At 37.9% G+C, this 23,317-nt stretch carries 14 protein-coding genes; 7 read left to right on the top strand and 7 right to left on the bottom strand.

What is annotated here, in order from left to right; translation table 11 throughout:
- Positions 1 to 227: 227 nt before the first annotated feature.
- Together V5M36_RS07165 and aspA are read right to left on the bottom strand one after the other, a co-directional pair.
- Positions 228 to 1,136: a hypothetical protein gene (locus V5M36_RS07165; RefSeq protein ID WP_338563553.1), complete on the bottom strand. Its 909-nt coding sequence runs from the start codon at positions 1,134 to 1,136 to the stop codon at positions 228 to 230.
- 131 nt (positions 1,137 to 1,267) lie between these two features.
- Complete coding sequence (gene aspA, locus V5M36_RS07160) at positions 1,268 to 2,731, bottom strand: aspartate ammonia-lyase (RefSeq protein ID WP_338563550.1); 1,464 nt, start codon at positions 2,729 to 2,731, stop codon at positions 1,268 to 1,270.
- 462 nt (positions 2,732 to 3,193) lie between these two features.
- Between aspA and putP the strand changes: the two genes are divergently transcribed.
- Positions 3,194 to 4,708, top strand: coding sequence for a sodium/proline symporter PutP (gene putP, locus V5M36_RS07155; protein ID WP_338563548.1), 1,515 nt, complete (start codon positions 3,194 to 3,196; stop codon positions 4,706 to 4,708).
- Between the two features lie 91 nt (positions 4,709 to 4,799).
- Here the strand turns inward: putP and V5M36_RS07150 are convergent, their stop codons facing one another.
- Positions 4,800 to 5,294 (bottom strand): Lrp/AsnC ligand binding domain-containing protein, encoded by a 495-nt coding sequence (locus V5M36_RS07150; protein ID WP_338563546.1) that lies wholly within the window; start codon positions 5,292 to 5,294, stop codon positions 4,800 to 4,802.
- Positions 5,295 to 5,420: 126 nt separating this feature from the next.
- Between V5M36_RS07150 and putA the strand changes: the two genes are divergently transcribed.
- Positions 5,421 to 9,275, top strand: a complete 3,855-nt coding sequence (putA, locus tag V5M36_RS07145) for a trifunctional transcriptional regulator/proline dehydrogenase/L-glutamate gamma-semialdehyde dehydrogenase (protein ID WP_338564092.1) — start codon at positions 5,421 to 5,423, stop codon at positions 9,273 to 9,275.
- A 121-nt stretch (positions 9,276 to 9,396) separates the two neighbouring features.
- Here putA and pepN read toward each other — a convergent pair whose 3' ends face one another.
- The gene (pepN, locus tag V5M36_RS07140) at positions 9,397 to 12,006 is read right to left on the bottom strand and encodes an aminopeptidase N (RefSeq protein ID WP_338563545.1); all 2,610 of its coding nucleotides are present in this window, start codon (positions 12,004 to 12,006) and stop codon (positions 9,397 to 9,399) included.
- A gap of 472 nt (positions 12,007 to 12,478) precedes the next feature.
- Between pepN and V5M36_RS07135 the strand changes: the two genes are divergently transcribed.
- Both V5M36_RS07135 and thiM read left to right on the top strand, forming a co-directional pair.
- The gene (locus tag V5M36_RS07135; protein ID WP_338563542.1) at positions 12,479 to 13,639 is read left to right on the top strand and encodes a hypothetical protein; all 1,161 of its coding nucleotides are present in this window, start codon (positions 12,479 to 12,481) and stop codon (positions 13,637 to 13,639) included.
- A gap of 9 nt (positions 13,640 to 13,648) precedes the next feature.
- Positions 13,649 to 14,527 carry a hydroxyethylthiazole kinase gene (thiM, locus tag V5M36_RS07130; RefSeq protein ID WP_338563539.1) on the top strand — a complete coding sequence of 293 codons (879 nt, stop codon included), beginning with the start codon at positions 13,649 to 13,651 and terminating at the stop codon, positions 14,525 to 14,527.
- Positions 14,528 to 14,623: 96 nt separating this feature from the next.
- Here the strand turns inward: thiM and V5M36_RS07125 are convergent, their stop codons facing one another.
- The 3 genes from V5M36_RS07125 to V5M36_RS07115 form a co-directional block, all read right to left on the bottom strand.
- Entirely contained in the window at positions 14,624 to 14,992 is a 369-nt protein-coding gene (locus tag V5M36_RS07125) for a 5-carboxymethyl-2-hydroxymuconate Delta-isomerase (RefSeq protein ID WP_338563537.1), read from the bottom strand.
- A 70-nt stretch (positions 14,993 to 15,062) separates the two neighbouring features.
- Entirely contained in the window at positions 15,063 to 16,778 is a 1,716-nt protein-coding gene (locus tag V5M36_RS07120; protein ID WP_338563536.1) for an AAA family ATPase, read from the bottom strand.
- 99 nt (positions 16,779 to 16,877) lie between these two features.
- Positions 16,878 to 18,956 (bottom strand): hypothetical protein, encoded by a 2,079-nt coding sequence (locus tag V5M36_RS07115; RefSeq protein ID WP_338563534.1) that lies wholly within the window; start codon positions 18,954 to 18,956, stop codon positions 16,878 to 16,880.
- 257 nt (positions 18,957 to 19,213) lie between these two features.
- On the opposite strand from V5M36_RS07115, the gene V5M36_RS07110 reads away from it, so the two are divergent.
- The 3 genes from V5M36_RS07110 (at position 19,214) to V5M36_RS07100 (ending at position 23,287) form a co-directional block, all read left to right on the top strand.
- Positions 19,214 to 20,044 carry an SDR family NAD(P)-dependent oxidoreductase gene (locus tag V5M36_RS07110; RefSeq protein ID WP_338563532.1) on the top strand — a complete coding sequence of 277 codons (831 nt, stop codon included), beginning with the start codon at positions 19,214 to 19,216 and terminating at the stop codon, positions 20,042 to 20,044.
- Between the two features lie 592 nt (positions 20,045 to 20,636).
- Entirely contained in the window at positions 20,637 to 21,809 is a 1,173-nt protein-coding gene (gene mdh / locus V5M36_RS07105) for an iron-dependent methanol dehydrogenase (RefSeq protein WP_338563529.1), read from the top strand.
- A gap of 509 nt (positions 21,810 to 22,318) precedes the next feature.
- Entirely contained in the window at positions 22,319 to 23,287 is a 969-nt protein-coding gene (locus V5M36_RS07100; protein ID WP_338564089.1) for an alpha/beta hydrolase, read from the top strand.
- Positions 23,288 to 23,317: the final 30 nt, after the last annotated feature.

Raw genomic sequence — 23,317 nt, 5'->3', positions numbered from 1 at the left:
TGATTTTAAAAAATCCCTTCTCCCTTTAGGAGAAGGTTAGGATGAGGGAATACTCACGATGAGTGTGTGATGTGAATAATGAGTTTTGAAAGACGTTTATTATTTCATTGATTAACCAATAACTGATTAATTAATGATCTAATTCACTCACTAGCTCATTGAAAACCCATCTAGTAGAATCTTGAGCTGATCTATTTATTAGCAATATTTCCTCATCCGTTGAAGAATTATTTTAATTTATCAAGACATGGTTTTAATAATATATAGACGATAAATCCGAGAATCATTAATAAATACAGAGGCCAAATCGCGATTAAAATCACCAATAAATCTAAAACAAAATACCAGCCCTCTTGAACTGCATTCCATGAGCGCTTCCAAAAACTATCACCATTGATACGTGCGACTGCATCTACATCTATATCTAATCGCTCACGAACCAAGGTTGGCTGATTAACAGTCAAAGTAATGGTGCTATAACGGACTCGATCTTGAACTTCCAGTTGGGTCAAACGCGCAATCTCATTCAACTGTGCATTACGTGTATCACTGGGAACATATTGAGTTTGTGAAATTTTTTCTTCCAGCATTTTGAGTTCATAACGCTTTGCTGAGTATTGTTGCTGATTCAAAAAATACATCAAGGGTAAAAGCTGATTCACAACACCTGCTGCGCGTTCGCTTGGTACTCGAATCACCATCGCTGCTAAAGGATCAATTTTCTCAAATACTTTTATTTTTCCATCAGCGATTTTTTGTGTTCGTGAATCTATCACATTAAAATTAATATTTTTTTGTTCAATAAAACCACCCGCTTCTAAGGTGATTTTCTCGATGGCTAAAGTGGTTTTAACGACATCCTGCGCGCTAAAGTTTACATTTGCTTCACGAACCATACGGCGAGTGGCTTCAGCTGCATTAACCTGTGTATTTAAAATCACTTCAGGCTTTTGCGCTGAAACAGGTGTGCTATTCGGTTGATACTCTGCTGCAACATCAGCAGCAACGGGTTGAGCTGAATCTGCAGCAACCGCTGTGTGTTCGGCGCTGGCTAATTCAGAAGATTCTTCAGTTTTTTTTGAACATCCACTCAGTACAACTGCACATAGAAAAGCAGCTAAAAATTTATGATTCATATGAGGCTCGTTATTATCAATATTTATTATGCGGAGCGATTATAGAAAATTTTAACTAATATCTAAGTAATGAATTGTTATAAAAAAAGTGATGTTTTTCAACATCACTTTTTTTATTTAGGTAAGCATCATTAACTGACACGCTCAATGACAGCGTCATCATAGGGCTGAACTGCAATTTCTGAAATCATATTTTCAAAGCAAAAAATATTATCTAATTTTTCTTGAGTGAGTAGGCCTTGTTCTAATACCACCTCTTGAATGGTTTTATTTTCAGCGATACATTGCTTACCAATCTCATCACATTTTGCATGACCCAGTATAGGATCAAGTAAAGTAATGATTCCAACACTACGCATGACTTGATCAAAACACGTTTTTTCATTTGCAGTAATCCCTTGAATACATTTTTCATCCAAGGTTTTAATCGCATTAATTAATAATGAAACTGATTCATTTAATGATACTGCAATCACAGGTTCCATCACATTTAACTGTAACTGACCAGCTTCAGCAGCAAAGGTGATGGTTAAATCATTACCGATGACTTTAAACGCAATCTGATTCACCACTTCTGGAATAACGGGATTGATTTTCGCTGGCATAATAGACGAACCAGCTTGAAGTTCAGGTAGACGAATTTCGGCTAATCCTGTTCGAGGTCCAGAACTGAGTAATCGTAAATCGTTACAGATTTTTGATAGTTTGACGGCTAATCGCTTCAATGCACTGGATAAAATGATAAAGACACCGCAATCGCTAGTTGCTTCAACATAATCTTCTGCACCAATCAATTTCAAACCTGAGATATCACTTAAAAACTGGCTCGCAATAGGCGCATAACCCTTTGGCGTATTCACCCCAGTACCAATTGCAGTCGCGCCTAAATTGATCTCCAATAAAAGCGTTCGCATTTTTTTAATCAATCGCACATCTTCTTTTAACAACGTCGCAAAAGCATGAAATTCTTGCCCCAGTGTCATGGGCACAGCATCTTGTAATTGGGTACGTCCCATTTTCAAGACATAATTAAACTCACTCGATTTGATGATCAAGCTACTGATCAATTGATTCATCTGCTCAATTAATGCATCTAGAGCATAGTAACTCGCCAACCTTAATGCGGTTGGATATACATCATTCGTTGATTGTGATTTATTAACATGATCGTTGGGGTGAATAATGTCATATCGACCTTTTTCGTGCCCCATCATCTCCAAACTCATATTTGCAATGACTTCATTACAATTCATATTGATAGATGTTCCTGCACCGCCCTGATAAACATCACTCGGAAATGAAGAAATCCATTGTTCAGGATGAGTGATCAAAACATCACACGCTTTTTGAATCGCTGTACATTTTTCAGGATCAATTAAATCAAAATTTAAGTTTGCCAATGTCGATGCTTTTTTTACCTGAGCCAATGCGCGGATAAAATGATGGTTTTGACCAATGGTTTGACCCGATATCTGGAAATTCTCTAAAGCCCGTACGGTATGTATACCGTAGTAACTTTCTGCTAGAACTTGCTTTGCGCCAAGCAAGTCATGCTCTGTTCTTGTTTTCTCTATATCAATATGAACCGTGGACACGTGAATATACTCTCAAAAATGCACCAACAATGTGCAATATCCATATTAAAACTGTATGATTTTTAAGCCATGGCGATTGTTGTCAATTAATGAAAATATTTGTTACATTTACAAAGTTAGCGTAAGCAATGTAACATTCCGTATCTCAAGCTAAAATTGTAGTGTCACTTATTTAACTTAAGTTTTTAATCATATTTTATTCAATTGTTTTATGCATAACTTAAAAAAGCTTGAATGAATCATTCAATTTAAATGATTCAAACAGGATCATTCAAAATCATTCCCACTCACCTCTGATTTGTAACTAAAATTACATTCAGTTTCACAAAACGATAATAATGTGCACTTAATTGTTACAGAGCGTAATTTTTAAATTGTGTTTGAATCAGCTCAATTCAGAAGTTGAACAATAATTCATCTCGGACAGATGATCATTTAGGACAGACAAAGGATGGCAAAGCCATGAGCCAACTGAACCCCACGCTCGTCACGTTTATATTTTATATCGTGGCTATGATTGGAATTGGGCTATACGCCTATAAAGCAACAACAAATTTTGATGACTATATTTTAGGTGGTCGTAGTTTAGGGAGTGTAGTAACAGCGCTTTCAGCAGGTGCTTCAGATATGAGTGGTTGGTTACTCATGGGCTTACCTGGCGCAATTTATTTATCGGGTCTTTCCGAAGCATGGATCGCGATTGGTTTAATTATTGGTGCGTGGTTAAATTGGTTACTGGTCGCAGGTCGTTTACGCGTTCATACCGAAGTTCAAAACAATGCACTGACCCTTCCAGATTATTTTGCCAGTCGCTTTGGCGATACTAAAAAAATTATCCGTATTATTTCTGCTTGCGTCATTCTCATTTTCTTTGCAATTTACTGTGCTTCTGGCATGGTCGCTGGCGCCCGTTTATTTGAAAGCTTGTTTGGTTGGAGCTATACCTCAGCGTTGTGGATTGGCGCAATTGCAACCATCAGCTACGTCTGTATTGGTGGCTTCTTAGCGATTAGTTGGACAGATACTTTCCAAGCCGGATTAATGATTTTTGCATTATTGCTTGCGCCAATCATGACCTATTTAGCGATTGGTGAAAATTTCCAACACGTTTCCTTCATGGTTGAATCAGTACGCCCGCTGGCCAATAATATACTTTCAGATTTGAGTACCGTCGCTATTTTATCATCAATGGCTTGGGGCTTAGGCTATTTTGGACAACCTCATATCCTGCTGCGCTTTATGGCTGCCGATTCAGTTAAATCGATTCCTGCTGCTCGTCGTATCGGAATGACATGGATGATTCTGTGTTTAGGTGGTGCTGTTGCTATCGGCTATTTGGGTATTGCTTATTTTGCCTCTCATCCTGAGCTCGGTGTTGCCGTCAATGCTAACCCTGAAACTGTGTTCATGGAATTAACTAAAATTTTATTCAATCCATGGATTGCTGGTATTATTTTGGCAGCAATTTTAGCAGCAGTAATGAGTACGCTCAGCTGTCAGCTCTTGGTCTGTTCAAGCACATTGACTGAAGATTTATATAAAGCATTTATACGAAAAAATGCCTCTCAAAATGAATTGGTTTGGGTCGGTCGCCTTATGGTTTTGGTTGTTGCACTTCTTGCAATCATGCTTGCGATTAATCCCGAAAGTAAAGTTCTTGGCTTAGTGGCTTATGCTTGGGCTGGATTTGGCGCCGCTTTTGGACCGCTGATCATTTTGTCATTATTTTGGAAACGTATGACTTTGAATGGTGCAATTGTCGGTATGATCGTGGGTGCAGTAACTGTCATTGTCTGGAAAAATACCATGGCTGATACTGGAATCTATGAGATTATTCCAGGCTTTATTTTCTCAGCGATTAGCATTATTGTGGTCAGCTTACTGGGCAAGCCGCCAAGTAAAAATGTCACAGATAATTTTGAAAAAGCTGAACAACTCTATGCAAAAGAGATGCAAGAACTTAAATCTAAATCATAAATAATAAGTCAAAAAAATGGAGCTCTAGCTCCATTTTTTTTCTCAATCATTCATTTTATGAAGCACTGCCCTAATCGCTGGCGAACTTAAACTATATTTTTTTACTGGGCTGTTTGATATCAATTTGAGAACTTTCTTTGATCACTTCCATAACAGGATAACTTCGTGTTTCCTTTACACCAGGAAGCTGCCAAAGCACTTGACCTGAAATTTTGCGAAAATCTTCCATATTGGCGCAGCGAATTTTTACTACAAAATCAAATCCACCGCTGATCATGTGACATTCAACAATTTGCGGATATTGCATTACAGCATCTGAGAATGATTCGAGCACATTAGGTGTTGTTTTATCCAAAAGAATTTCAACAAAAACCACAAAACTCCGATTCAACATATCAGGGTTCAACTTTGCCTGATAACCCAAAATATAACCATCTTTGGTTAATTTCTGGACTCTCGCCAATGCCGCTGTGGGGGATAAATTGACTTCTTCAGCCAACTTAATATTGGATAAACGACCATCTTTTTGCAAGATATCCAATATTTTAATATCTGTTCTGTCTAAGCTCATGATCGGATTGGTCATCTGAATTTATCTCTAAAAGATCGCAAAATTATAGTGAATTATTCGGCCTATTTTCTGTAATAATAAATTAAATAAACCTCATAACTCAATTTATTTTCGTTGTCACAGGACGCTGGCGTAAAAATGATGGAATCTAGACCCAAATTCGATGATGCTGAAAACCATTCAGAAAATATCACCCCATTTAATCAAAAAAATGAATTTGAAATTGCGATTAATCGCGCATGGAGACGCACTGAAACCGAGTGTGTTGAACACCTGATTCAAAGTACTGAAATTGATGAAGCAATCAGCCAAAAAATCTATGATTTAGCCTTTAATCTTGCGCATAGCTTAAGAGAACGTAAAAGCTCGGGGGGTAAAGCAGGTATTGTGCAAGGACTGTTGCAAGAGTTTGCCCTTTCTTCACAAGAAGGCATTGCACTGATGTGCTTGGCAGAGGCTTTACTGCGTATTCCAGACAGTGCAACCCGTGATTTATTAATCAAAGATAAAATTAATCAAGGCAACTGGAAAGATCATTTAGGTCAAAGCAATCTGATGTTTGTGAATGCTGCAGCATGGGGCTTAATGCTGACGGGCAAACTGATGGAAACCCCGAAGCAGCAAAGCCTATCCAGTATGCTGACCTCTCTGCTGGCACGAAGTGGCCGTGGCATCATCCGAAAAGCAGTTGATGTTGCAATGCGCATGATGGGCGAACAGTTTGTCACCGGCGAAACCATTGAAGAAGCCTTAGAACATGCCGAAACTCTTGAAAAAAAGGGTTTTAGATATTCTTACGATATGCTTGGTGAAGCAGCACTCACTGAACAAGATGCTAAACGTTATTTTGATGATTATACCCAAGCAATCCATGCGATTGGACATGCGTCTTTAGATAAAGGGGTTTATTCTGGCCCAGGAATTTCAGTTAAACTTTCAGCCTTACATCCACGTTATCAAAGATCACAAATCAAACGTGTCCATGATGAACTTTATCCTAAAGTTTTAGAACTTGCCGTTTTAGCGAAACAATACAATATCGGTTTTAATATTGATGCTGAAGAAACTGATCGTTTAGAAATGTCTTTAGAGTTGCTTGAGCGACTCTGTTTTGAACCCCTCCTTGCGGACTGGAAAGGCATTGGTTTTGTGATACAAGCTTATCAAAAGCGCTGTTTATATGTCGTAGATTATATTATTGATCTTGCCGAGCGAAGTCATAAGCGTTTAATGATTCGACTCGTCAAAGGCGCATATTGGGACAGCGAAATAAAGAAAGCACAAATCGATGGGATGAGTGACTACCCTGTTTTCACCCGTAAAGTTCATACTGACCTTTCATATATTGCTTGTGCAAAAAAACTTTTGGCTGCGCCTGATCAAATTTATCCGCAATTTGCCACACACAATGCTCAAACGCTTGCCACCATTTATCAATTGGCCAATCCTGAAAAATACTATCAAGGTCAATATGAGTTCCAATGCTTACATGGCATGGGTGAACCGCTTTATGAGCAGGTTGTCGGCCCAGTGTCGGAAGATAAATTGAATATACCTTGTCGTATTTATGCACCTGTGGGGAATCACGAGACACTTTTGGCTTATTTGGTTCGACGTTTACTTGAAAATGGTGCAAACACCTCATTTGTGAATCGTATTGCGGACAAGACGCTTAAGGTCGAAGATTTAATTGAAGACCCTATAGATGAGATTCAAAAAACGGCGAAAATCAATGGTCAGCTCGGTGAAAAACACTCGAGTATTCCCTTACCTCAAGATGTATTAGAACCTGTACGTACCAATTCAAAAGGATTGGACTTGGCAGATGATTCAATCTTAAAAGAATTAAATCAAGTCGTTACAGATTATTCTACTCAGCAATGGCATTGCACTCCCTTGCTTGATCAAACTGAAAGTTCAACGCCACAATCCTCTACACAACAAGCATCAATACAACAAGCCTCAATACAAAAAGAGTCACATTCATCACCGCATCCTTCAGCACAAGCTCAACCTATCCTCAATCCAGCCGATCATCATGATGTTGTAGGTTCGGTAGTTGAAGCAACGACGGATCAAGTTAATCTTGCTTTAGATCAAGCGATTTCAGCGCATACACAGTGGTCGAACTCATCCGCTACTGTACGCGCCGATATTTTATTTAAAGCCGCTGACTTGATGGAATCTCGTATTCAGGAGCTCATGGTCTTACTTTGTCGTGAAAGTGGAAAAACCTATTCCAATGGTATTGCTGAAGTTCGTGAAGCTGTTGACTTTATGCGTTACTACGCTTCACAAGTTCAAAGCCTTGAGAATAATAGTCTTCAAAATAATGATCTTGCAAATAAAAGTAAAATCAAAGCGTTGGGCACGGTGTTATGTATTAGTCCTTGGAACTTCCCTCTGGCTATTTTTTCAGGGCAGATTTCGGCGGCACTTGCTGTAGGTAATTGTGTAATTGCCAAACCAGCGGAACAAACACCACTGATCGCATCCGAAGCAGTGAAAATTCTCTGGCAAGCCGGTGTGCCGAAAGCAGTATTACAGCTTGTACCTGGACGTGGTGAAACAGTTGGCGCGCAGCTCTCAAGTGATGAACGTATCCATGGCATCATGTTTACAGGCTCAACTGAGGTTGCGAAAATTTTACATAAAACCGTATCTAAGCGTTTGAGTCCTTTTGGTTTACCTATTCCTCTGATTGCAGAGACAGGCGGACAAAATGCCATGATTGTTGACTCGTCTGCGCTGACTGAACAAGTGGTTTTAGATGCGGTCAATTCTGCATTTGACAGTGCGGGTCAACGCTGCTCTGCCTTACGTGTACTGTGTGTGCAAAAAGACAATGCTGAAACGCTGATTCAGATGTTAAAAGGTGCAATGCAAGAGCTCCATGTAGGACAGCCGCAATTGTTAAGTACCGATGTTGGTCCGGTGATCGATTCCGAGGCTCAAAACAATATTCAAAAGCATATTGATCATATGCGAAGTAAAGGTTACCCCGTTCATCAACTTATGCTGAATGACCGTGTCAATACCTTAGATTTAACATCAGGCACATTTATTCCACCAACATTAATTGAACTGCCAAATCTGGATGATTTAAAACGTGAAGTCTTTGGTCCTGTTTTGCATGTCATCACTTATAAATACGGCGAACTTAAAGCACTTTTAGCACAAATTAATGCCAAAGGTTATGGTCTTACCATGGGTCTACACACTCGAATTGATGAAACGATTCAGACCGTCATTGAGCAAGCGCATGTCGGAAATTTATACATTAACCGTAATATTGTCGGTGCCGTGGTTGGTGTACAACCTTTTGGTGGCGAAGGTCTTTCGGGTACTGGTCCAAAAGCAGGTGGACCGTTGTATATGTATAAATTGATGCAGTCCAATTCTTTGGCTTTTGCCAAACCTTTTGGAACATTGTCTCAAGTTGCTCAACAAGATGATCAGCATTCAAGTCGCCAATTATTTAAGACTTGGGCATCTCAACAATTTCCACATATTGATCTGGAAGATCTTCATTCACCGATAGGTATCTATACCTTGCCCGGCCCGACAGGTGAAAGTAATCAATATACGGTTTTAGCACGTCAACGTGTGTTGTCTATTGCTCAAAATGAGGGTCAACAACTCGCGCAATTAAATGCCATTTTTAGCGTAGGTGCTCAAGCAAATATTCTTTCTGATAATGTTTGGGTACTTCAACATTTACAAAGTATGCCTGAAGCACTCAAACATAATATTGCCTTGATTAAAGATATTAAAGTGGATGATTTCGAGGCAGTTCTACATCATGGCAGTACGCAGGATTTGATTGAATTGCAAAAAAATATTGCGGATCGTGATGGCGCCATTATTGCGATCACTCATTTTAAAGAAAACGAACTGAGTATTCCTGTCGAACCTTTAGTGATTGAACGCGCATTGAGTATTAACACTGCTGCGGCAGGTGGTAATGCCAGTTTAATGACGCTAGAAGATGCATAAAAATACATCTTTATATTATGAGTTTTAGAATAGTTAAAAAAAATCCCAGTCTTTTGACTGGGATTTTTTGATTTAAAAGTTAAATCTTAAATCTTAAATCTTAAATCTTAAATCTTAAATCTTAAACGCTGAGCATACTGTTCAAAGTTTCACTGACATTTTTAGATTTCACCAAAGGTTTTAACGACTCTAATGACGATTTAACTTCTGAACGTTGTGGTTCAGCCAGCGTATACCAACGTGACAATACTTGGAGTAAGCGAGAACCCACAATTGGATTTTTCTCATCCAGATATTTAGCTAAATCGATGAAGTGCTGAACACCAAAGCTCCATGTATTCACAGGATTGGCATTAAGACCACCACTCACCGCACGGATACGATTGGGTACAGTCAAATCATAATCAGGATGAGAGGTAAGATATGCAATGGTTTCTGCTGTTGCATTTGGATGTGAGGCTTGAACCATAAACCACTGATCCATAGACAAAGCTTCATCTTTAAAACGCAAGTAGAAATCGATTAGAGCTGCTTCTGCTTGAGGCGCATCATTCCAAACTAAAACGCGAAGCGCACCTAAGCGTTCAGACATATTGCCCGTGGATTTATACTGAGTATCTGCCAAGACAAATACATCTTCATCACCCTGTCGTGCCAACATACTCAGCATGATGTTTTTCAGTGCACGCACACCCATCGCTTGAGAAAACTCAGTTTGCGCTTCAGGATCCAGCATTAAATAAGTCTCTTTACAGAATGAACCCAATTCACGCGCCAATTTATTGATGAGCGCATTGCGTTGTTCTTGAATTTTATCTGGGCTGTATGCGTTATCAATACGACTTCCCAAATAACCTTCAGATGGCACATCAAATAAACGAGACACCAACAACGGATCTTTTTGGATCAAGTTTGGAATGGTATTTTTAATTGCTTGAATGTAGATGTTGGCATCATGACCATTCAACAAAATACGCTCTAACAAAGTTTGCGTCGCTTGCCATTGGTTAAAACCATTGGTTTCATACTGCATTAAAAATGCGAGCTCTTCATCTGAATAATTAAACTCAAGATTCACAGGTGCAGAAAAATTACGTAAAAGAGAAACCACAGGCTTGGCAGTCACGCCTTTAAATTCAATACTGGCTGTATCAGCAGCAAATAAATACACGCCATCTTTTACGCCATTTTCAACTAAAGCATCAGACTCTAATACAAGCTGTTCGCCTGTTTCAGCATCAAACAATGCCAAAGCTACTGGAATTGGTACAGCTTTAAGATTTGGATATTTAGAATGTGCTTTTAAGCTTTGTTTAAAACTCAAACGATAGCTTTGTGTTGCAGCATTATATTCGCCATTCGCTTCAAGTTTAGGCGTGCCTGGTTGGTTATACCAAATTAGAAACTCAGACAAATCTACACCTGAACCAGCAGTCAGAGATTCAACCCAATCCTCTACGGTCACAGCCTGACCATCATGACGTTTAAAGTATTCATCTGTCCCTGCACGGAATTTTTCTTTACCGAGTAAGGTCGCCATCATACGGTTAATTTCCGCACCTTTTTCGTAAACCGTTGCTGTATAAAAGTTATTAATTTCAACAAAATGGTCTGGACGTGGTGGATGCGATAATGGTCCTGAGTCTTCAGGAAATTGATGCGCTTTAAGTACTGCAACATCATCAATACGTTGTACAGCAGCCGATTGTAAGTCTTCAGAGAAAGATTGATCACGGTAAACCGTCAAACCTTCTTTTAAACACAATTGGAACCAATCACGACAAGTAATACGATTACCTGTCCAGTTATGGAAGTATTCATGTGCAATTACAGACTGAACACGCATAATTGCAGCATCAGTTGTAAATTCCTCATCTGCCAATACACATGACGTATTGAAAATATTCAGGCCTTTATTTTCCATTGCACCCATGTTAAATGCACTGGTTGCAACAATCATATAGTTGTCTAGATCATAAGGACGACCATAATGCTCTTCATCCCAACGCATTGAATGCTTTAGGGCTTCCATCGCAATATGGCACTTTGGAATATCTTTTTCTTCAGCGTAAATTTCTAAAGCAACATGACGACCTTCTGAAGTCACGTAATGATCTTTTAAAACAGCCAAATCACCAATCACACAGGCAAATAGATAAGCTGGTTTTTGCGTTGGATCTTGCCAAATCGCGTAATGACGATCAACACCAACTTCACCTTTTTCGAGTAAATTACCATTGGCCAATAACACTGGGAATTTCTTATCTGCCTCTACACGCGTAATAAACTCAGAGAGAACATCTGGACGGTCTGGATAATAGGTAATTTTGCGGAAACCTTCAGGTTCATTCTGAGTGACAAATAAATCACCACTGGCTTGATAAAGTCCTTCAAGTTGCGTATTTGATTCAGGGTGAATGACCACTTCAATATTTAAAGTCACTTCATCAGGTGCATTTGGAATGACCAATTGCTCAACATCGACTTTATACTCACTTTCTGAAAGTGGCTGATCATTCAATATAATGCTTTTTAATTCTAAATCACGACCCAATAAAACCAAATCCCCAGTCGTTTGACGCTTCATGATCAGGCTCGAATGAACCTTGGTATGGTCTTCGAAAACTTGAATATCTAAGTTGATAGACTCAACCAGAAAAGAAGGTTTTTGATAGTCTTTTAAATAGACGGTTTGATCTGCTTCGATCACTGGATTTGCCGCGATATTCATATAATGTCCTGATCCGTAGAGTCTCATCAGAGAATAAGTGCTTGGTTATGCTTGATCATACGCCAAGATAATGTTTCTGTCTGTGCAAAAGCTTTATGATATATATGGTTCTAGACTGTTAAAAATCAATGCTACTTGGCTTCAAATTACCTTACATCTGTATGATAATCGGACAAATACTTTCAAAATTTGCATAAAAATCGAAAACTCAGGATTACACAATCGATTGTTATTTTTAAATCGCCTAAACTCAAAAATATTACCTGATGCGCGTTTAAAATTTCACTGCAGAATAATCTCATCCGCTTTAACCTTGAATAACACTAGACCATTTTCGATTAAAATATTTAAGGTTTAACAATGTAGTTTTAGCAATTCTTTAAATGTAGTTCTAACAATTCTTTAGTGGAAGATTAATTCCCCAGCGCGACCTGTGTATAATCGATTTATCTTCATTCAAACTGAAAACACTATGCTTCAAATTCTGCAAAAACAGCTTGATGACAGCACTTACTGCCCACTTTGTCAGGCCAGCATGAATTTTATTGAAGCTGAAGAGTTTGAGAAGGATGTTGTATTTCATCAGTGTACACATTGTCAGCATCAGGTTTTTCAAGACCAAAGTAAAACCTGTCACTGCCCAAGCTGTAAAAGTAAACGTAAAAAAATCATGCAAGAAACGCGTTTGCAAGAGCAACGTAAAATTAGCGCTAAAAATAAAGACGTCTACGAATACGAACTTAATCAATTAAGTTTTATCCATAAATTATTTTTGTTAAGCCTGCTTGATCAACATGTCCAAGATAACACCACACATGCTGAATTTATCCAATGGGATAAAATTAAATACCATCCAATTAGTCCAAATTATTTATTTCAAAATTATATGATGAAACAGCTGGTTAAGGACCAAGTTTTGGTTGCAAAAGATTTTGCGGATGAATCACAGCAGTATTATATTAATGTTCGTTTAGATGGATATTCGGAACCGAGTTTATTTAGTATTACGCAACACTTACGTAATTTATTTTTTGAAAATTTAACCTTAGGTGTGCCCTTCAAAAGTGCTGATGAAGTTAAAAATGCGCTATATATGATGTTGTACCAAGAAGTGATTCAATTTATGCAATTTTACTGCCGAACATGGGGCGTACAAATTGCTGGCAATACTGCATTTCAAACATTTTGCTTTAGATTATTAGATTCACTTGCCGTGGGTCAGATTTATTATTTGGTACAAACCGCTTTAGAATATTTAAATAAACAAAAACTATTGAAAGCTCGAAATGAGAATTTCATTAACACCAATTTGTTAAAGAAAACTTTAGAACAATATCGTGAACGCTCACTCACAGAAAAATGGGAAACCTCAACACTTCCAAGATTACCCAGCATGCCCTTAAGTCATATGAGTGGAAATTTGTTTTATCGCTTTTTAGGCTACGATGAAAAAATCTTTTTTCAACCTATATGGCGATCATGGAAAATGATCGAACCGCGTTTAAGTTTTTATTCTCAAAAGCGCTGCATGCATTGCGGCTCAAATGATCTAACCGTTGAATATGATGCCAATGACTATGTTTCTCTGTTATGTGGAAACTGTAAGCATCAAGATCATTACTTTACACAGTAAGGGAATTACATGAATCATCCAGAACAACTTCTTCACGCCGACCAAGCCACAAACCTTGAGTCGGTGCAACTTCAGACTCATGAAATTTTGGATCAGGTGCTTGAAGCTTGGAAACAACTGCAAATACAGCAACCCTTAGTGCAATGCATTACCAATAGCGTCGCAGCCAATTATGCAGCGAATATTTTACTTGCCGCTGGCGCCTCGCCTGCCATGATTGATAATCCTTTTGAGTCAGAAAGTTTTGTTAAAATTAGTGGCGCGCTGAGTATTAATTTAGGTACGCCAACGACCGAACAAATGCAAGCCATGCGAATTTCAGCACAAACAGCACAAACTCATCAGATTCCGTGGGTGCTTGATCCTGTTGGTTATGGGCCAATTTTAAAATGGCGCTCGGACATGACAGATGAGCTATTACAATTTCAACCCACTGTTATTCGAGGTAACGCTTCTGAAATTAGCACTCTTGCAGGGAACCAAGTTCAGTCTAAAGGCGTCGACAGTACTTTAAATAGTGCAGATGTATATGCTCAAGCCAAAGTTTTATTGGCACATTCCGAATGTATTGCGATTTCAGGTGAGTCTGATTTTATTGTCTCTAAAGCGTTTAATGCTGTGATTCAAATCAATGGTGGCTCATATTTACAACCAAAAGTCACCGCAACAGGTTGCGCTTTGGGTGCATTGATTGCTGCTTATAGTGCTGTGACGACGCCAACTATTGCCTGTGTTGCCGCACATGTTCATTTCGCCATTGCAGGAAAACTGGCTTTTGAAAAAGCGCAAACTGTGGGGAGTTTTAATGTCGCATTTTTAGACCACGTTCTTGCCATGAATGCGGACATGATGACGGAATATGCTGATATTCAAATTTTGAAGTCATAAAATAAGGATAAATGGTTGAATTCATTTATCCTTAAACATTATTTATCTTTAAAAGTCATTTGCCTCTTAAAAGTCATATATCCTGAATCAGGTGTTTTATTTTTTAACTTTTAATTTACGATAAATTTCTTTTGGCATTTCCGCAAATTCAACACAGAGTTGTATTTCTAAGCCTTGTACAGAATAGCCATCAAAAGATTCTAAAAATGTCGATAAAGCATCGGTCATCACGCCCTTCTGTTCATCGGTACGTCCGCTTAAACCTTGCAAGCGCACAAAAATAAAAGCTTGGTTATTTTCACCAAACCCAATCAAGTAATCAGAAACAGCTGCAACTCGTGACTTTATATCAAACTCATGTCCCACTAAGCCCGTATCAAATAAAGCATGGTTTAAGCCGAGTAAAAGTTTTTTTGAGTCAACATCTTGAATATTATCTGAATAATCAACAAACATTTGCGGCATGAATTACATCCTGTTTAAAAAGCCATTAAATTGCTGATGAGCAGATTAAAGCTCATCCTTTTCTTTACCATTACTCTATGAATAACAACGCCAAACGCACTTGGTCATAGCCCATACGTGGACTGGTTGCCTCTACGATTGGACGTAGTTTAATCGCACCATCATCTGAAAAATGCTCTGGGCTTTTTCGTTTCGTCAATTTTTTATAAATCTTACGAACTTGTTCAACCACTTCATCACCGGGATGCGCAACAGAGATATCTAAGCCTTGTTCACGATGTAGTTTGGCCAAATGATTAATAATCGTCGCTGGCGTTAAACCACGCTCAACTGCGATGTCTTGAATTTCATAACCACCCATGAATAACTCTTTCGTTTCATCTAGCGTTGCGGTCGCATAACTTTGCTTGCCCGCATTTTTTGAAATCTTCTTTTCATTGCGCTGAATTTCAGTTTCATTCAACGTACCACCACAATGTCGAATAAACGCTTTATGTTGAGCTTCTAAATCATTATCAGCAAAATGAAGCTCAGCCTCAGCTGAAAGCTCTTGAAAACGTTTGTCTGCTTTGATGGCCAAACTGTCTAATTCTAAAGCTTGCGTATTAAAACCCAATAATCGCAAACCATTAATCGATTTTAACCGCGACAAAGCCACATAGCCCTGTCCTTTTTCAAACGTATTGGCAAGATTGATTTCGGCTGCAGCCAACGTCATGCCTTGAGATTTATGAATGGTAATGGCCCAAGCCAAACGTAAAGGTACTTGTGCAAAACTGGCAATGGTTTTACCCGCATCGTTATCGACTGACCATGTTTCAGGTTCAACCAACAGCACCGTTCCATCGGTCAATTTTACCTTTGGTAAAATCCCATAGTCATCAACTTCTTCAAAGCCAATGACTTCACCCAAACTACCGTTGATATAACCCATATCAAAATTGTTTTTGACAAACATTACTTTGGCGTGTTTTTTTAGCGTTAACTCTTCAGGCGCTCGAACCGATGACTTTAAAGTCTCGATCAGTTTTTCATTGCCATCAAGTTGTGCACAAAATTGATGTCCCTCACCTTCAATTTCGTTGAGATGACGGTAGTTAATACTGTCTACATCCATATTATGGGTATACAAACGGGTGTACGTCTCACCAATATCTTGTTCACGCGTTTGTTCTAATGCATCAAGATGCTGTTGCTGAATACTCTGTGAGCGAATCGCATTTAGAATATCATTTAACGGTGAATCATCTTGACGATGCTGTTCAGTTAAATAACAAACACGAAACTTGGCTTCGACCCATGCTTGAGACATAAAACAAAATTTATCACGATTTTTTTCATCATTACGACCGACAGGCGGTAACTGGAAAAAGTCACCCGCTGCAATAACTTGGATACCGCCAAACGCTTCATCAGACTCTTTAAAAAATTTTAAAACCTGATTGACCAAGTTCAGTTGTTTCGCATGCAACATTGAAATTTCATCAATAATCAATACTTGGGCATTTTCCAAATGCTCTTTTAAGTATTTTCGCTCTTTCATACGCTTTAGGTCATCATCAGATAAAAAGTCTTTGATTCCAATACCTGCCCAAGTATGAATGGTCATTCCATTCATATGCGTTGCTGCAATTCCTGTCGAAGCCGTAATGGCCACGGGAACTTTACGCGCTTTTAAATAATTGATGTACTGATTTAAAGTATAGGTTTTTCCTGCACCGGCCGAACCTGTCAAAAAGACACTTTCACCCGCTTTCATTAATTTCAGTGCAGTTTCTTGCTTCATAACAACCATAACCTTATCAGATGGCACATAGCCTAACGATTTTTGCCTGAAAAGTTAAGTTTAAATTGATATTCATTAACATTGAATTTGGAATGTTCTTTATTGAACTTTAGGTGCTTTAAAATCCCAAATTAAATATTGGTTGACCTGTTGAATAAATTGTTTGGCCTCATTTTCAATGCTTTGCGTTGCAGGCTGATTATTTGGGAAGCGTAACTGGTCAAAATGTAATTGATCAAATTTAAAGTAACAACCCAAAGTTAAATGTAATTCTTCATCTTCCAGAGAAGTTATATGGAAAGCGACATAGCTCCCCTCTGCTATTTGCTCTGTATACGACAGCGCCAAACAGTGTTTATAACTATTTGACTCATGAATAATTTGCTCTAAAGAGTTGAGCTCGATAAATTTCCAATGATCACTAAACATAACTTCATGAGGGGAAATTCTTTGCCATGTCTCCAGATGAATTTTCAACCTTAATTTAGCCAATGTCTCGAGATAATAAGCCTGTTGATGCCATCTGACTGCTTGCTGATACAAGCCTGACCAAGTCACATTTTTGGCTAAGTCTCGATGCTGAGAAAAATAATCCAACAGATAATCTGCGATATATGAATCAAACACACTGGTATTACGATTGAACTGTAAAATCGGATGTTTAAATTTTTTTCTAAATTCTCTTAATTCAATTTGATGATGTCTGAGTTTGGCCAAAAACTGCGGATTTTCTTGAGTTTTAGGCTCAATAAACTGAATTAAATCGGCAGGTAAATCCTTAACACTCTCTTGCATGAACAGCATACAGGCTTGCATAACGCTGGAAAGCCGTTTAAAAATCTTTTTGACGATGTATTGATCATCTTTCGCAACCAAATACAATAAATTTAGCCATTCATCTAGATATAGAATTGAACTGCTAATTTCAGTTCTTTGGCCTAAATCATTTGCCACAATCCTAGTAGAATCACGTAAAGAATAGTGATGTTTCACAACGTTCGAACCATGCTTTAAGCTGTCATTTGACGCAGACTCGAACCACAAGTGCTGATCAGCAAAGCGACTACAATCATTTAAAAATAAACGACCCGCAATTGATTTAAAATATTTGATTGTTAAAACAATGATATGCGGATGTACATGAGTGGTATCTACAAAACTTAAAGCGGTGACGGCAATACGAACATCAATTTGATCTAATCGTAACCCGACCCAATCAATCACCTCAGTTTTTTGTTTGAATAACCAATTGACTGAACGATTAAAATAAAAAAGTGGAAATTGATTGGAAATGCGCTCATCCCAATAAGCTGATCCAGCTTTGGTAAAATTTTTCTTACTGAAAATATCACGATATTGCCAATAGCCACGCTTCATCCATTGCGTGAAAGACAAAAGCTGAGGATGTTGCTGAGCATGTTCAATCAACAATTGAAAATCTGCACTGTGATCAATCACATTCGCTAGACTAAATGTTTCATTAAAGAGAACTCTGATGATGCGATAGATGTCTGTGGGAATAAATTTTTCAGCAGAAAAACATAATTGATCATATACAGGCATCAAGGATTTAACAGCGAGAAAATTTTCTCCCAAAATGGAATTCACTAAACTTAAATGTTTAAAATTAAGTTCCACACTTAAAGGGATACTTGTACCTGAAGTTGCATAAGCCGTTAAATGTCTTTCTGCGTAATATCCAGCATCTATCATGATTTGATCAATCTGATCTGCTTCAATGACTGAAAGATTATATAAATATTGCTCTACACGATTTTCACCATCAACCCACTTAAAAACTTCCTCAACCAAAAGCTGTCTAAACAATTGAACTTTGGTTTTTAAGAACAGTGAATGTTGGGCTTTAAAATTTCGCAATAAAAAAGAAACTTCATTCAAGACAAAATCGGCGATCGCTTGAACAGAAATTTCAGCGCGTGTCGTCGAAAAATGAATAACTTGACCATCAATAACTTCGAATTTAATTTTAATTAAACCATCGGCAATCGAAAGTTGTTTTTTATGCTCATCTATTTCGAATAGATTTTGCGCTGTGATCGTCCACAAATAAAACCACTGATCCTGAAAGAGCTGCTTCAAAACGACAGAACAATCCAACAATTGCTGTGCTGTATGCTGATGTTTGTGGATTTGGGTATCGTGTAGATTAAGGTCCATAACAGAATCTTAAACTCAGGTTGTGGGACAAAAGAAAATGGATCTTAGCATTATTCTATTTTAAAAATCATTGAAATAAAGATTATGTAACCAAGATGATATGTTTCACCCGTCATAAGCAACATTAAACCAATCAAAACTACTCAAATCTGAATATGCATTTATATTGTTAAACAAATTAAGATTCATGATTTGACTTACATGGTGGTCTGATCTACAACTTGTATTAATAATCATCAACCTATCATAATAAAGCAATGAAAACAGTCGTCATAACAGGTGCAAATACAGGGATTGGTTTCGAAAGTGCTCAAGCATTTTTAGAAGAAGGTCATCATGTTATTCTCGCGTGTCGTAATATTCAAAAAGCCCAACAAGCGCAGCAAAAATTAGCCCAGTTAGGTAAGGGTCAAGTTGAATTCATTGAGTTAGATTTGAATCGTTTAAATCAAGTCAATCAAGCTGCTCAGCTTCTTCTAGAAAAACTGACACACATTGACGTGCTTGTTAATAATGCTGGACTGATGACGCCGCATTTAGAATCGACTCAAGAGGGTTTCGAAAAGCAAATGGGCGTGAATTATATTGCACACTTTTTGTGGACGATTAAGCTTCTGCCGCTCGTGAAACAATCCTCTTCTGGTCGAATCATTAATCTCGCTTCGATGATGCATTTACTCGGTAAAATTGACACCGATCAATTTCGTGCAGATCAAGTCAAAAATTATAATGGCGTACGAAGCTATGCTAACAGTAAATTAGCCAACTTATTATTTAGTCATGTCTTGGCCAGCAAGCTGATTGGAACAAAAGTCACCTGTAATGCTTTACATCCAGGCGGTGTAGATTCAGAAATTTATCGTGAACTTCCCAAGTATCAATATCGAGTCATTAAGTTTTTTTTAATCTCACCGAAAAAACCTGCACAACTCATTAAAAGAATTGCATTAGACCCTTCATGGATGAATCGATCTGGTGATTATGTGAGTTTACAAACGCCAGCCTTTCAATCGCTCAAAGCGAAAGATAAGCAATTGGCTTTAACGTTGTATGACACTACTTTGGAATTGGTCAAAGACTATCTTTAATCTGAGATTTAAGTTTGATTATTTAATCAAAGGCTTAAAACCTAAAGATTTAGGTCGCTGCAATTAAATGCGTTTTGAATATCTATTGATTGATATCTATATTTTGTTAGATAAAAATAAACATTAGACTCATTTCCAAAATTCATTTCTCAAAAAAAAATCTCATCATCAGTATTCCCTTACCTTTGCCTTCTTCCATTGGGAGAAGGCTTTTTGCATATTCTTTTATTGTCGCTAAATGATCGTTTTGCTTTACGAAAAAAACCAATGTATTGAATTAAAACTTAAACAACTCTCCCCCTGTACTGAAAATTCATGGCTTCATTCATGACACTGTTCTGAAGTTCTCAAACATTCGTAAAACAGCAATAAGTTTAAAAGCCTACTTTTATATTTTCATACTCGATTATTAACATTCAAACTTTTTAGAAACACATTAAAGCCATTCAAATCGCTCGTTATTTATCCTTTATTTGGTAGGTGTTTGGTAGGTGCACATTCAAATCTAATTATTCAATACTGAGCTCACGGTACAGACGACCGATCACATGAAAATCGATCACATTACAATAATGGTATAAGGAATATCACCATGGCTTTTAAGAATATCTCAGATCAAACCAATGGCTTTTATATCCCATGCGTATCTCTTTTTGGACCAGGATGCTCCAAAGAAATCGGCATCAGAGCGCAAAATTTAGGTGCGAAAAAAGTACTCATCGTGACAGACGAAGGTTTATTTAAATTTGGTGTCGCAGACACGATTGCAAACTACTTAAAAGACGCAAATGTTGATTGTCATATTTTCCCTGGTGCTGAACCTAACCCAACGGATATTAACGTCCTAAAAGGCGTACAAGCATATAATGAAAATCATTGTGATTTCATTATCTCATTAGGTGGAGGGTCATCTCATGACTGTGCAAAAGGAATTGGTTTAGTCACTGCTGGTGGTGGTCATATTCGTGATTATGAAGGCATTGATAAAAGTACAGTGTCAATGACGCCCCTTATCGCCATTAATACAACGGCAGGTACTGCTTCAGAAATGACGCGTTTTTGTATTATTACCAATACTGATACGCATGTAAAAATGGCGATTGTCGATTGGCGTTGCACGCCACTTATGGCGATTGATGATCCAAAGTTGATGATCGCAAAACCAGCGGGGCTTACAGCTGCAACAGGTATGGATGCACTTACGCACGCTGTTGAAGCTTATGTTTCTACTGCGGCAAACCCAATTACGGATGCTTGTGCCGAAAAAGCCATTTCAATGATTAGTGAATGGCTTAGCCCAGCCGTTGCGAATGGTGAGAATATCGAAGCACGTGATGCAATGAGCTATGCACAATATTTGGCAGGTATGGCTTTTAACAATGCATCACTCGGTTATGTGCATGCAATGGCTCACCAACTGGGTGGTTTTTACAACCTGCCACACGGCGTATGTAATGCGATTTTGCTTCCACACGTCTGCGAATTCAACCTCATTGCTTGTCCTCAACGCTACGCAAAAATTGCAAGCTTAATGGGTGTCGATACATCGAGTTTAAGTGTGAATCAAGCTGCATATGCTGCGATTGATGCCATACGAGAATTATCTATCTCGATTGGAATCCCTTCAGGCCTACAAGAACTGAATGTGAAAGAAGCTGATTTGGCGACGATGGCTGATAATGCGCAAAAAGATGCGTGTATGTTAACCAACCCTCGAAAAGCAAATCATGCTCAGGTTGTCGAAATTTTTAAAGCAGCCATGTAAGTTTTTATATATAAGTTTTTATAATAGACTTTTTGCATCAGTCTTAATTCACACAAAACATTCATCATTCTTATTCTTTCATCCTGACCTTCTCTCAAAGAGAGAAGGTTTTTAAATATCAATTTACGGCCACTCAGTCTTCATTTTTTGACTTATGAAAGAGGTCGATTGGTTGAGCTATATAAATTTATTCCTTTATAAATTTTAAGGCGTTAAGAAGGCATTAGAGCGATGGCGAAAGTCTAGTTCTTTACGATTAAAGAATTCATTGTCTTTACTTAGCAGAGAGACTGAATTTTTCAGCTCTTAAACTACTTTTTTCTGACCTCTTTTACTCTTTTTGATCCATCTTTAATGTTGTGAGATTTTTGTTGTGAGATTACTATTGTGAGATTATGGTTCTGAGATTTTAAATTATTTGACAAAGTTTTATCCATCCTTGAGGATAGGATTTAGAATAAAATAAAATGAGTTCCATGATGTCTCAAACACTGAATTCTCAAAATCGAATGGACACATCTCAAGTGAGCCCAGCATATACTCCAGATATTTTAGGGCATGGATACGAACAGCTTACGCTGAATTTCCCCAATGATGATCAAGGTAAAGTGACAGCCACTTTAATTAGAAAAAAAGCAGCACAAAAAACCCATAAAGCAGTGCTCTATATTCATGGTTTTATCGATTATTTCTTTCAAACTGAGATGGCTGAGCAGTTTAACCAACATGATTATGACTTTTATGCGCTTGATTTAAGAAAATATGGGCGGTCATTGATGCCTCATCAAAAACCCTATTTTGTTATGGACTTACGGGAATATGATGCTGAAATTACTGAAGCACTTAAAATCATTCAACATGAAAATCACGACTCTGTTGTTCTGAGTGGACATTCTACAGGTGGTTTAATCACGACCTTATATGCCGCACATTATCCAGAGCATCCTCTGATTAAAGCGTTGTGGGTGAATAGTCCATTTTATGACTTCAATATGCATCCATTAAAGAAAAAAATTGCACTGCCTTACTTAAGTCATTTAGGTAAAAAGTTTCCTCATCTTAAATTTCCCAGTGAACTCAATAAATTTTATGTACAAAGTCTGCATCAAAAATTTCATGGCGAGTGGGATTTTAATTTATTGTGGAAACCGACGACCTATCCAATGGTCTACATCAGTTTTGTGCATGCGATTTTTGAAGCACAAAAAGAAATTCATCAAGGCACTAAACTGAGCATTCCAACATTGGTCATGTGTTCTGATAAAACCAGAAATCCGAAAAAATTTAATCAAGATGCGCAAAGTAGTGATGTGATTTTGGATGTTCAACAAATCCAGAAGTGCGCAAATGAATTACAAGGTCATATCAATGTCATTACAATAAAGGATGGATTACACGATTTGGTGCTTTCAGAACTTAAAGTTCGAACTCAAGTATATAAAGAACTTTTTAACTGGTTAGCACAAACGAAAATATAAGATTCAGGAATTCCCGACATAAAATCCTTT

Origin of the sequence: Acinetobacter sp. KS-LM10 (assembly GCF_036896575.1) — a bacterium.
Lineage (GTDB): Bacteria > Pseudomonadota > Gammaproteobacteria > Pseudomonadales > Moraxellaceae > Acinetobacter > Acinetobacter avistercoris.
The sequence above is the reverse complement of the archived record's forward strand: the minus strand, read 5'-3'. Positions and strand labels throughout refer to the sequence as shown.